The following is a 12,103-nucleotide window of genomic DNA, read 5'->3' on the forward strand; positions in this document are numbered from 1 at the left end:
CAGCGGCCGTTCTCATCCACCGCGCTGCTGCCGATAAGCGTGCCCTTGTCGTAAATATTGACATAGCCGATATCCGGCGTGGCCTGGCCTGCGTAGGTCGGGCGGGTGTCGTTGGTGGTGCTGCCGTCCGCGATGGGGCCGGTTACCGGCGCCTGGTCGTCGGTCAGGGTGATGGAGCCTGACACAATACCGGAGGTAATGTTGTCCGGCNATCGGTCAGGGTCACGGAGCCTGACACAATACCGGAGGTCATGTTGTCCGGCGCGCCGGTATCTACGGTAAAGCTCCAGCCCTCGTCATCGGTACCGGAAACCTGCGGCCCTTCATTGCCTGCTTTATCAACCGCAGAAGCCGTAAATTCATGCTCGCCATCCGCCAGATCGCTATCTGGCGTAAAGCTCCAGTTGCCGTTTTTGTCTACCGCGCTGCTGCCGATAAGCTTGCCGTTATCGTAAATATNGTCAGTCAGGGTGATGGAGCCTGACACAATACCGGAGGTAATGTTGTCCGGCGGCGTGGTATCTCCCGGGCCGTCCACGGTGGTCGAGTTGGTATTGCCTGCCGGGTCGGTCGCGGTAATCACCGCATCGCTGTCGCCCACCTCCAGCGGGTTCGGCTCAAAGCTCCAGTTCCCGTTTTTATCCGCCACCACGCTGGTTTGCGTGCCGTCAGAAGGATCGGTGATAGTCACCGTTGCGCCCGGCTCTGCCGTACCGCTAATTTTGTCGGTGGTGTTTTCGGTCACAACCGGCGCCGTGGTGCTGGTGTCCAGCGTAAAATCCCACTCCGGGCTACGGGCGCTTTCATTGCCCGCCGCATCGGTGCCGGTTGCCGTAATGGCGTGCTCGCCTTCCACCAGGTTAGTGGTCGGGGTGTAGACCCAGTTACCGTCCTTGTCCGCCACCACGCTGCCCAGCACGTTGTCGCCGTCGCGGATGGTGACAACGGTGCCCGCATCGGCGGTCCCCTTAAAGGTCGGTACCGGATCGTCGGTCACGCTTCCCGGCGCCGTCACGGTATCCTTAACGGTTCCCACATCGTCTTCCATTGAGACGATAACCGGAACGGAAGGCGCGGCGCTGTCCACCGTCAGGGTGATCTCCGCGCGTGCGGTATTGCCCGNTTGACGTGATCAATATCCGGCGTGGCTTTGCCTGACCATGTTGGACGAGCATCATCGGTTAATCCGCCGTCAGCAATGGGGCCGGTTACCGGGCCAACGTCATCAGTCAGTTCCGAAGAGCCGTTGATAATACCGGAGGTACTGTTATCCGGCGCGGTTGTATCGACAGTGAAGTTCCAGCCAGCATCTGATGTACCGGAAACCTGCGGCCCTTCGTTACCGGCCTTATCTACCGCAGAAACCGTAAACTCATGGGAAGAACCTTCCGCCAGATTCGCCGCAGGCGTAAAGCTCCAGTTGCCGTTCTTATCTACCGCCGCACTGCCGATAAGCTTGCCATTATCATAGATATTGACATGATCGATATCCGCCGTGACTTTACCGGAATAGGTGGGACGAGTATCGTTAGTGGTGGCGCCATCAGCGATAATGCCTGTCACCGGCGCCACATCATCCGTCAAAGTGACGCTGCCGGCCACAATACCCGATGTTTTGTTATCCGGCGCCAGGCTATCAACAGTAAACGTCCAGCCGTTATCCTTCGTGCCGCTAACCTGCGGCCCGATGTTGCCTGCTTTATCTACAGCCGCAGCGGTATAGTTATGCGTGGACCCTTCTTTGAGGCTGGTCGCCGGCGTGTAGCTCCAGTTTCCTTTCGCATCCACCGCCGCACTGCCTACCAGCACGCCGTTGTCGTAGATATTAACGTGATGAATATCGGAGGTGGCCTTACCTGAATAGGTCGGGCGGGTGTCATTGGTGGTAGCGCCGTCAGCAATCGTGCCGGTCACCGGCGCAACATCGTCAAACAGGTTCTGCGAACCCTTCACAATGCCGGAGGTGATATTATCCGGCGCGGTGGTATCCGGGCGGCCTACAACTGTCGGGGAGGAGTTATTGCCCGCCGGATCTCTGGCGATAATAACCACATTGTTGTCGCCTTCCTTGACAGGGTTCGGCTCAATGCTCCATTTACCGTTGGAATCCGCAACAGTAGACGTGGATTTACCGGTAGACGGATTGTTAATAATAACCGTCGCGCCCGGTTCTGCGGTCCCCGAAATACGATCGTCATTGTTAGTCGCCACAACAGGCGCATCCGGCGCGGTCGTATCACGGTAATTATCGTTCGCTGTGCCCGTATTGCCGTTTGAATCCGTCACCGTTACTGAAATTACGCCATTAGGCTGAGATTTCGGGGCTTCAATCGACCAGTTGCCGTTTTTATCGGTCGTCGTGGTAACTTTTGAGCCATCCGGCAGGGTAATCACAACTTTTGACGATGGGCTGGAAGAAGAACCAGAAATCTCCGGGCGGCCATCTTTGTCTTTATCCGTTGCCGGGTTAATTTTAACGGTAACCCCGCCAGACTCGTGGTTATCATCCTTATTGCTCGCCGCAATGGCAATGGCCGCAGCCGCAACCGCACCGCCGCCAATCAGCAGCCAGGGCAGCCAGGCGAAGTTGTTGCTGTCTGCGGCAGGTTCAGCCACAACGCTTCCTTCACCTCCCAACGCCAGTTCACTGCTACTGCCGTCAGCCAGCGCTGGCGTATAGTCGGCCACGTCTCCCGTTGTAGGAATAAACTCATAATACTGGCCGTTTTCGGCCTTACCGATTAAACGAAGGTCGTCATTTTTGTAATAATCTTCCAGAATAACGTCAGCATCTTTTTCATTCTCACCTTCAAAGATCAGAACCAGATCGTTGCCAACGCGTTTCGTCATCACCACCTGCGGTGCATAACCAGTATTCTCATCAATTAATTCGATATTAAAATGGCCTGACTGGGGAACATTGATTTTCAATGCCGCATTTTTACCAGCCTGAACCTCGTGAGACGAAATAACCCCCTGCGTCCCTCTCACATTTATTTTTATCGCCTTATCCATGTCACTTTCCTTTTACGTAACAACTATGATGAAAACTACCGCTGCTGTAGTTTTCTCGTCCCTTACTGATTAGCCGGCTTTTTAATACCGTAAACTTCAACCTCGACCCTGCGATTAGGCTGATTACAATTAATAAGCTCACGCTGGCTACTGTATTTATCGCAGTCTGTTCTGACAGGCGTCGAACTTCCCAGACCTTGCGCGGACAGCGTTTGCGCATCCAGACCCGCTGAAATTAAATGGTTCATTACCGTACGCGCGCGCTGCTCAGAAATGAATTGATTATGCCGTGCGCTGCCTAATGGATCGGCATGCCCAATAACAACAATTTTGCTGATGTTTTGATGTCCTGATTTAATGGCGGCTGCCAGTTCGTTAATGGTTTGAACGGCGCCTGGCAAAAGCCCGGCAGTATCATATTTATCAAACTTAAATAGCACTGAGGAATTAAGGATATAACTTTCTGAAGGGCAATTTTCTCCTGAATCAACGCGAGAGAGGGTATGCGCCTGGATATTGACGCTGGACAAAACTTCTTTGGCCTGATCGGCATTAACCCAGCGGCCGGCCACTTGCCCCATATCATCCATCGCTATCTGATAGAAGTAGGTTGACCCGGCATGCAAAACCGGCGTTGCAACGTCAGGGGCGTGACCATAGCCAACCATGCCGCTTTTGCGATTGCCCGGGAAAACAATAAGCGAAGAAACGCCCGGACAAACGGAGACGCTAACAGCCTGATGTTCAGGATAGAGGCTGGCATGGTAATCTTTGTTCACAAAAACGTTCAGCGGCAATAGCGCATAGTCATCATTCTCTTTTTGTAGACGAAAAATAACAATGCGCGCACGCGAACTTTCTGCCTCCCACTGCGCTGCAGAAGGTGGAATATCCATCGTCCATGCTGGTTTATTAACTTTACCGGCAACCGCTGCCGAAGCGCTTGCACATCCTATGCTTGCTGTAATAGACAACAGGGCAAGCATGCAGAAAAAAACTTTTCTGCCACTTATCATAATTTTATTCCTTATCGCTACAAATAGTTACTGGAAAACATAATTGTTGCTAATCCAATCTGCACAACTTACATGGCTGATGCCCGGCACAGTTAATAAAACTGCAGCCAGAAAAAGCCATCACAGATAAAAAACAGTCAGCTTTTTAACTGCCCCAAAGGTTATTTAAAACACAAGCATGAACTCTATTGTTACTGGCAGAGTTATCCCTCCTCTCTATGTAAAGTATTCATTAATAAAATACAGGCGAACACGTACTACCCAACCCCCAGTTAAGCATGTCTTCTTAGCATTCACCCTCGGTAAGTAGAGTTATTTAAACCCTGGTAAATTCATAGTGAGATAAATTGACTGACGTTGACATTTTCTTCATTATAAAAATAGAACGGCCTGGCCATTCCGGGCTTTAGCGAGTAGCCTTTCACCTGAATCGTCTCTATTCTCATGATAAAGTCATGCTCAACGCCTAATATAGCCAGACGAAGTTTTAAAGCCTGCATAACCTGCCATAACCTTTGGCTGGAAGATTTCAATCCGTGAAGATCCCAGACGTGGTAAAGCAATTGCTCATTACTTACAATTTTTCCATTAGCATGATTTAGCAAATACAAAAAAAGCCGTAACATAGTCTCTCTGAAAACAAAAGAGTTTAACTGTCGGCTTTTTGAGTCCAAGCTACTTAATTTGCGATGAGCAAGATCGAGTTGAACGTTATCCCCAATATAGTAACCAGCAAGTATTTTTTCCATATTAACCATTCCTTTTCACAGATAGCATCATCTGGCTAATCAGTTCCATGATACACACACCGAATAATCCTATCTTACCTTTTACTTATAAAAACTGAAGCAGTTAAGCTTCCAGCCAAAAGCTCAGCATAAAATCCCGTAAAAAACAAAATACCAAAAAAAACAACCCAACAAAAAACATCAACTCAGACCAAAACACGAAAAACCGGCGTAACCATCACTTTCAGATAAAACTTTTCGCCTAACTATTAACCCGTATGCTTCATGAAGTCATAAAAATTTTACATTGTTTTTTTCACTCTTCATGGTGATCGATGCTGTAAAACGCCACGTTTTTCCTGTGTGCGAATAAATATCCCGCAAATTGTTGAGGCTGGCAATGTAAAACTGTTTATTAATATCGTTTCAGGTCTTAAGCTCTTTCTTAACCACCATGAGATTTTTTCCTTAAAAAAATCAGTAAACTAGGAATTCTTAAAAGTCGATTAAGATATCTCCTGGCAGACACTAAGAAGTCGGCCAAAAGCAAAATGTTTAATTATTGTGTGATTTTTTAACTAAAATAATGAGAAGTGAATTTATCTATCTGTCACCTCCCAAAAAAGAGGGGGGATCATATACCGCTACGTAACACCTCCGACAAACGGTCAAAAAAACAACAAAAACAATTAAGTAAAACCTTAAATAAATTGCTCTAAAAATAAATTGCACTTACTATACATTCGAAAGGCTAATGTTTTACCTCTAAAACTACTCGCTGCGGGTGTTAGAAAATGTGTTTTATTTACCGACTCAACGACAGTATTGAGTTCCGCCCAGACGACAACAGATTAATCAACTTACATAATACACAGCAGCAGGTAACGCTGTCGGCCTCATGCGCCCGCTGCCTGCTTTTGTTGGTTAAAAAAAGGGATCTCGTTACGCAACATGAATTGTTTAACTATGCCTGGGGCGATAATGCAATTTCTGCAACGCCGAACAACCTTTACCAGAATATCTCTTTGCTACGTAAGGCGCTAAAAGGGCTGACCAGCCATGACAATGCCTGGATAGTGACGCTGCCGCGTAAGGGGTTTCAGCTTGACGATAACGTAACGATTGAGGAAATTGCCGCGCCCGAAGCAGCGTCTTCCTCAACCTCCGTCGCTGATGAGATGCCGCCTGTAGCACCGGCCCCCCCGCCCCCGTCAGCAGGTTTATTAATGACCTGGTTTAAATATAAAAAAACGCTGATTTTTACCTGGGTTGTTTTTATCACACTGCTTGCAGCGAGCCTTACCGCCATTGATTACTTTATGTTTCCTCACAACGCAATCGCACAACGCTATATCTATTATAAGGATATTGAGGCCTGCAAAATTTACCTCAACAAAGACGCTTACGATTCCGTGGCGTATCGGAAGGTGCTGGGCGCGCTGGAGGTAAGTTGTAAGCATAACCCCTACACCTATATTACCGTTTATCCCATTCTACATACCGCAACGGCCCTGTCGTGCACAGCCGCAATAGGCCATAAGCACACACAGTGCATATCAAGCATCATCAGGGGGTTTAAGTAGTCATGAGTAAGAAAATTTTCTTATTTTTCCTGGCATTTGCGTTGATTAACTCACTTTACATCACTTTTCGTTTTTATCAGAAACGGCATTTTTCTTGCTCATCGCAGTACTACACCAGCCAGAAAAACATCTCAATGAAGGCGATTTTTCGCCTGGTGTTTAACGGAAGCGACGGCGTGGCAACGTTAACTGGCGATGTTAAGGACGAGCAAGGCAGACACTTAGCGTTAAACCGACAAATTAACTTTACATTCAAGGAACGAAATTCGATTTATTTTATGCAATCGGTGAAGACCCTTCGCGAAAGCTATGATGAGGTGGATAATGAGACGTTCAGGCAATTGATCAGCGCTTTTTTTTACGAAGATCGCGCAACCATTCAATACAAAATTATCCCTCAACCAAACGGCGACTTTGTGGTGCTTAATGGCGTGCTGCCTCTGGCCTATTGCAGCCGGACATCATAACGCCGCCCGCTTCGCGCGCTAACAAAGCCGCTATAGCATAGCCGCCTGCGGGGCTGCGCTTTTTACGCAACCCGCATCGCCCCGGCGCCCTCTTCGCTTTTGCAATATCCGCTTTCTTAACTCGCCCCTTACGGGTCGATGTTTAAATGCGGTTGCGCAAAAAGACAGCGGCAGTATTGTGGATAAAGACTCATCTGTGCGGGATACCGGTATTATACCCCCCGGAGAATAGCGGCCTGTTTTAAAGACAAACTTTGCCCGCATGCCGACAACAGCGCGGTAACGGCAACGGTTCAAACACAGCAGGATTTATGCCCGAAAGCGTACTGTACTACCCGTACAACGCATGGTGGTTATTTGTATCTGAGCGGGCCGTTGCAATACCGGCTTCACTACGTTTACAGGAGAGAAAAAGGGATATTACTGAAGGGAAACACAACATTTGTATTGAGGTTGCCAGCGGCAAACGGGCGGCAGCGTGGCGTGTATTCCAACAGGCGGGCAACGGGCAAAATAACGAATACGCGATGTGGAAGAAGACCTGAAAAATCAGGGCCTGTGGGCCGGGCACAGGAAAAAGCCTGCCACAAAAGCCGTAGCGCGGATGCGCCGCGAAAACCGAAAATAGCGCCCTTTTGCCGAACATGCGCTCGACACTATGCCGGCATACGCCCCTGTCCGGGCATAGCCGGCGCTAATACGCCACCAGTTATGTTCCGCTGTAGGCCACGTAAGCCCGTTCAACAAAAAAAGTGAGCGTGTGCGGCGCGGAACTTAAAATATAGCTCTGAAGTCAGGAGTAACCGTTTTCCGCTCCCCTGAAAATTAAGTTTTTTCGCATCCTTTTATCCGAATATGCATAACGCATACAGATTAAATTAAGACGTTCCAGTAATAACTTTCGGTAATTGGCTACATTAACGCACATGAACATAAAAGCGCGGCAGCGCCATTTAACAGAGTTATGAAGGGAAAGCCGGGGCTGGTTTATTGTCGAAAATGAAACCTGACGCTCAATTGCCCTTCCCGTAACCGGCTACGCCTGGCGTTTGAGTTGGCAAAGGCATTTTCTACACCAAATAATCCAGGCTCATGCGTGATACAGGGAACGCACGGCAGCGGGTTCAGTAAAAAGGGGTTCAGCCATCGCAGGGAGACTGCCCGACATAAAGCGACGGTAAAACTAGGGTATGTACTGGACTGTACGTTTCATGACCTGAAGGCAAAAGGGATATCAGACTACAAAGGCGGCAGCCGGGGCAAACAGCTTTTCAGCGGGCATAAGACGGAAAGCCAGATGCTGGCCTATGAACGAAAAATTAAGCGCTCCCCAACACTGGCTCGCCCTTCTCTCACCGGGCGTACTTCTAAGGGTTAATTCTAAGTCCGTTCTAATGGCGCATACGAAAAAGGGGCTGCCATTTGGCAACCCCTTCTTTTATATGGCGGAAGCGCAGAGATTCGAACTCTGGGAGGGTTTCCCCTCGCCGGTTTTCAAGACCGGTGCCTTCAACCGCTCGGCCACACTTCCAATGCCGCGAACTATAAACATCCCACTGCGTCCTGTAAAGCCTTAACGCGTTCAATCGCCTGAAAATTCAGCAACCGGCGCATTTTTGCCTGAAATAACGCCAGATTGCTCGCGCATTCATCACCACGCGCCGGTATATTGGCAGCAATGCGAATCAGGAAAATACATACGCCAGGGATACAGGCTACGGCCTGAACAATGTTAGCCTCTGATTTTCGAGTAAAGATGGGTAAACCCCCTTCCCCGCCCGTGCTGCGCTCATTATGCTCAAAAATTATTATCACCTGCTATATATAGAGAGAGTCACTAATGGATCGTATCATTACCTCTTCACGCGAGCGCGCATCGCTACTAAGCACAAATAAGGTTCTGCGCAACACCTATTTTCTTCTGGGCCTGACGCTTGCGTTTTCCGCCATAACCGCAACCGCAAGCACCGTGCTAATGCTGCCGTCTCCGGGCCTGATTCTGACGCTGGTTGGCATGTATGGCCTGATGTTCCTGACCTATCGCCTTGCTAACAAGCCGAGCGGTATACTGGCGGCTTTCGCCTTCACCGGTTTTCTGGGCTATATCCTCGGTCCAATCCTGAATAGCTTTTTATCCGCCGATATGGGCGATGTTATCGCGCTTGCGCTGGGCGGTACCGCGCTGGTGTTTTTCTGCTGTTCCGCCTATGTGTTGACAACCCGCAAAGATATGTCGTTTCTGAGCGGTATGCTGATGGCTGGCGTCGTTGTTGTGCTCATTGGCATGGTAGCGAACCTGTTTTTACAGATCCCCGCGCTGCATCTGGCGATAAGCGCGCTGTTTATCCTGATCTCCTCAGGCGCTATTCTGTATGAAACCAGCAACATCATTCACGGTGGCGAAACCAACTATATCCGCGCCACCGTCAGCCTCTACGTGTCGCTGTATAATATCTTCGTTAGCCTGCTCAGCATCCTGGGCTTCGCCAGCCGCGATTAATTTGTCGTCTCTGCTCCGCCGTAGCGCTAAAGGATCCCATAAATCCAGCGCGCGGCGGGCAATGCCGGTCAGTGATGCATGTTTGTAAATAGCGATTCCTGTTAACGCAAAAGCGCGTCATGTTGGGGTCTGGATTACCGGGCCTCGTTCCTTTGTTATCTATTCAGCATCCTTGTACGTCTACTGGCGGGTTGCTGGCGCCTGCTGAAACCGGCGCCGAAGCAGGCCGCCGAGCCACAGGTGATAGCCAGGAGACGTGCGCGCCGTAACCTTTGCGCAGACGTCGGCAAAGCGGGCCCGTTCGCCTGAAATCCCCTACTTCATCGGGCGTTAAGTGAATAGCCCCCACGTAACCTTAACTAACCTGCCTTGCCACGGCGGGGCGTTGTTTTTATGGTATCCAGGTTTTGCTACACTGCGTAGCGTTTGACAGTAACAGGCAGAATCCGATGTTGATGTTTAAAGGCAAAGAAGTAGCGACCGACGGCGAAGGCTATCTGAAAAACAGCGCCGACTGGAGCGAAGAGCTGGCGGCGGCTATCGCCGAAAAAGAAGGCATAGCGCTGTCTTTTGAACACTGGGAGGTGGTGCGTTTTGTACGCGATTTTTATCTGGAATTTAATACGTCTCCCGCTATTCGCATGTTAGTAAAGGCGGTGGCGAATAAATTTGGCGAAGAAAAAGGAAACAGCCGCTACCTGTACCGTCTGTTTCCAAAAGGCCCGGCTAAACAGGCGACAAAAATTGCCGGCCTGCCAAAACCGGTGAAGTGCATTTAGCCGCGGATATCAAAACGGCTGAATGGGCGTCCGGGCCGGTGCGGCTCGCTCACAACTTTATCCACCCTGGCGCTGTGCGGGCCGCCGGCCTTCAGCCATGACACCAGCGCCGCGACCTGCTCGGCATCGCCACAGACCGCCACTTCCACACTGCCGTCGTCAAGGTTGCGCGCATAGCCGTTTAGCCCCCGGCGTCGCGCCTCTTGCTGTGTACTGTAACGAAAGCCTACGCCCTGCACGCTTCCGTAAACCCAGGCGATAATACATGTCGACATACCTGTTGTGCCTCCGTGTTATCGGGAGCTACGTTGCATTTCCCATTCGAAGTCGGGAGAATAGCGCCCCTTTCTCATCTCTTCGCAGCATAACAAATTATGAGCGTACGTTTAGTATTAGCCAAAGGGCGCGAGAAATCGTTATTGCGCCGCCACCCCTGGGTCTTTTCCGGCGCCGTTGCGCACGTGGAAGGCAAAGCCAATGCCGGCGAAACCGTGGAAGTTGTCGATCACAAAGGCAACTGGCTGGCTCGCGCCGCCTGGTCGCCCAGCTCGCAGATCCGCGCCCGCGTCTGGACTTTCGATCCTACTGAATCTATTGATATTGCGTTTTTCACACGCCGCCTGCAACGCGCCCAGCAGTGGCGGGCCCAGCTTGCCCAGCGTGACGGCCTCGACAGCTACCGCCTGATCGCCGGTGAATCTGATGGCCTGCCCGGCGTCACGATTGACCGCTTCGGCGATTTCATTGTTCTGCAACTGCTGTCCGCCGGCGCAGAGTATCAACGCCCGGCGCTGGTAAGCGCGTTACAGCAAAGCTACCCGCAATGCAGTATTTACGAGCGTTCAGACGTATCCGTGCGTAAAAAAGAGGGGCTGGAACCGGTGCAGGGGCCGATCAGCGGCTCGCTGCCGCCTGCGCTGATGGCGATTGAAGAGCACGGCATGAAGCTACTGGTGGATATTAAAGGCGGCCATAAAACCGGCTATTATCTTGATCAGCGCGATAGCCGTCTCGCCACTCGCCGCTACGTGGCAGGTAAACGCGTCCTTAACTGTTTTTCTTATACCGGCGGTTTTGCCATATCGGCACTTATAGGCCAATGTCGCCAGGTTATCAGCGTTGATACGTCTCAGGAGGCGCTGGATATCGCCCGCCAGAATATTACATTAAACCAGCTCGACCCCGCTAAGGCTGAATTTGTACGCGACGATGTATTCAAACTGTTGCGCCGCTACCGCGACCAGGGAGAGAAATTTGATGTTATCGTTATGGATCCGCCAAAGTTTGTTGAAAACAAAAACCAGCTAATGGGCGCCTGCCGCGGTTATAAAGATATTAATATGCTGGCCTTTCAGTTACTCAACCCCGGCGGGGTGCTGCTGACGTTTTCCTGCTCCGGATTAATGACCAGCGACCTTTTTCAGAAAATCATTGCTGACGCCGCCGTTGACGCCGGTCGTGATGTACAATTTATAGAGCAGTTTCGCCAGGCCGCCGATCATCCGGTCATCTCATCCTATCCGGAAGGGCTATACCTGAAAGGCTTTGCCTGCCGCGTGATGTAGCGCCCACTTATCTGCTGCCGTCAATAACAAATGAGCGCCAGTAAACTTGAAAACGGCTGCTTTCATCCCCACTTGTGGGGGAATAAGCGACGTTTCCGGGAGGTGATTATGATTGCCAGCAAATTCGGTATTGGTCAGCAGGTGCGCCACTCTCTGCTGGGTTATCTGGGTGTAGTGGTGGATATCGATCCTGAATACTCACTCAATGAGCCAACGGCAGAGGAGCTGGCGGTGGATGACGAACTGCGCGCCGCGCCCTGGTATCATGTTGTTATGGAAGATGACCAGGGCCAGCCTGTACACACTTATCTGGCCGAGGCGCAGCTTAGCGGCGAAGCGCCGGTTGAACACCCTGAACAACCGACGCTGGATGAACTGGCCGCCTCCATCCGCCGCCAGTTACAGGCGCCGCGCCTGCGCAACTAACCGAACCCGGCCTGCGCCGGGTTT

Annotated in this window: 14 protein-coding genes and 1 tRNA gene; 8 read left to right on the top strand and 7 right to left on the bottom strand. The window is 50.8% G+C overall.

What is annotated here, in order from left to right; all coding sequences use genetic code 11:
* The 5 genes from JJB97_RS13265 to JJB97_RS13285 form a co-directional block, all read right to left on the bottom strand.
* Positions 1–185 (bottom strand): hypothetical protein (locus JJB97_RS13265; RefSeq protein ID WP_238714476.1); only part of this gene is annotated, 185 nt, incomplete at its 3' end.
* The gene (locus JJB97_RS13270; protein ID WP_263457964.1) at positions 164–1,048 is read right to left on the bottom strand and encodes an Ig-like domain-containing protein; all 885 of its coding nucleotides are present in this window, start codon (positions 1,046–1,048) and stop codon (positions 164–166) included. The genes JJB97_RS13265 and JJB97_RS13270, both read right to left, overlap by 22 nt.
* A gap of 41 nt (positions 1,049–1,089) precedes the next feature.
* Positions 1,090–3,015, bottom strand: a complete 1,926-nt coding sequence (locus tag JJB97_RS13275; protein WP_238714478.1) for an Ig-like domain-containing protein — start codon at positions 3,013–3,015, stop codon at positions 1,090–1,092.
* A 62-nt stretch (positions 3,016–3,077) separates the two neighbouring features.
* Positions 3,078–4,031 (bottom strand): OmpA family protein, encoded by a 954-nt coding sequence (locus JJB97_RS13280; protein ID WP_238714479.1) that lies wholly within the window; start codon positions 4,029–4,031, stop codon positions 3,078–3,080.
* Between the two features lie 332 nt (positions 4,032–4,363).
* A complete protein-coding gene (locus JJB97_RS13285; protein ID WP_238714480.1) occupies positions 4,364–4,780 on the bottom strand; it encodes a winged helix-turn-helix domain-containing protein in 417 nt (138 codons plus the stop codon).
* A 773-nt stretch (positions 4,781–5,553) separates the two neighbouring features.
* Between JJB97_RS13285 and JJB97_RS13290 the strand changes: the two genes are divergently transcribed.
* The 4 genes from JJB97_RS13290 to JJB97_RS18575 all read left to right on the top strand — a co-directional run bounded on the left by JJB97_RS13290 (position 5,554) and on the right by JJB97_RS18575 (position 8,187).
* Entirely contained in the window at positions 5,554–6,342 is a 789-nt protein-coding gene (locus JJB97_RS13290; protein WP_238714481.1) for a winged helix-turn-helix domain-containing protein, read from the top strand.
* A gap of 2 nt (positions 6,343–6,344) precedes the next feature.
* The gene (locus JJB97_RS13295; RefSeq protein ID WP_238714482.1) at positions 6,345–6,809 is read left to right on the top strand and encodes a hypothetical protein; all 465 of its coding nucleotides are present in this window, start codon (positions 6,345–6,347) and stop codon (positions 6,807–6,809) included.
* A gap of 311 nt (positions 6,810–7,120) precedes the next feature.
* Positions 7,121–7,354 carry a hypothetical protein gene (locus JJB97_RS13300; protein WP_238714483.1) on the top strand — a complete coding sequence of 78 codons (234 nt, stop codon included), beginning with the start codon at positions 7,121–7,123 and terminating at the stop codon, positions 7,352–7,354.
* Between the two features lie 551 nt (positions 7,355–7,905).
* The gene (locus JJB97_RS18575) at positions 7,906–8,187 is read left to right on the top strand and encodes a site-specific integrase (protein ID WP_399198542.1); all 282 of its coding nucleotides are present in this window, start codon (positions 7,906–7,908) and stop codon (positions 8,185–8,187) included.
* Positions 8,188–8,252: 65 nt separating this feature from the next.
* Here JJB97_RS18575 and JJB97_RS13310 read toward each other — a convergent pair.
* Positions 8,253–8,340, bottom strand: a tRNA-Ser gene (locus JJB97_RS13310).
* 309 nt (positions 8,341–8,649) lie between these two features.
* On the opposite strand from JJB97_RS13310, the gene yccA reads away from it, so the two are divergent.
* Together yccA and tusE are read left to right on the top strand one after the other, a co-directional pair.
* Positions 8,650–9,309, top strand: coding sequence for an FtsH protease modulator YccA (gene yccA / locus JJB97_RS13315; protein WP_238714484.1), 660 nt, complete (start codon positions 8,650–8,652; stop codon positions 9,307–9,309).
* 449 nt (positions 9,310–9,758) lie between these two features.
* A complete protein-coding gene (gene tusE / locus JJB97_RS13320; RefSeq protein ID WP_238714485.1) occupies positions 9,759–10,088 on the top strand; it encodes a sulfurtransferase TusE in 330 nt (109 codons plus the stop codon).
* On the opposite strand, the gene yccX is transcribed toward tusE, so the two are convergent.
* A complete protein-coding gene (yccX, locus tag JJB97_RS13325; RefSeq protein ID WP_238714486.1) occupies positions 10,085–10,363 on the bottom strand; it encodes an acylphosphatase in 279 nt (92 codons plus the stop codon). The two genes, tusE and yccX, sit on opposite strands and share 4 nt — an antisense overlap.
* A 99-nt stretch (positions 10,364–10,462) precedes the next feature.
* Here yccX and rlmI point away from each other — a divergent pair, with 99 nt between their 5' ends.
* Both rlmI and hspQ read left to right on the top strand, forming a co-directional pair.
* The gene (rlmI, locus tag JJB97_RS13330) at positions 10,463–11,653 is read left to right on the top strand and encodes a 23S rRNA (cytosine(1962)-C(5))-methyltransferase RlmI (RefSeq protein ID WP_238714487.1); all 1,191 of its coding nucleotides are present in this window, start codon (positions 10,463–10,465) and stop codon (positions 11,651–11,653) included.
* 108 nt (positions 11,654–11,761) lie between these two features.
* The gene (gene hspQ, locus JJB97_RS13335; protein ID WP_238714488.1) at positions 11,762–12,079 is read left to right on the top strand and encodes a heat shock protein HspQ; all 318 of its coding nucleotides are present in this window, start codon (positions 11,762–11,764) and stop codon (positions 12,077–12,079) included.
* Positions 12,080–12,103: the final 24 nt, after the last annotated feature.

It is taken from the genome of Tenebrionibacter intestinalis (assembly GCF_016632365.1).
Classification (GTDB): domain Bacteria; phylum Pseudomonadota; class Gammaproteobacteria; order Enterobacterales; family Enterobacteriaceae; genus Tenebrionibacter; species Tenebrionibacter intestinalis.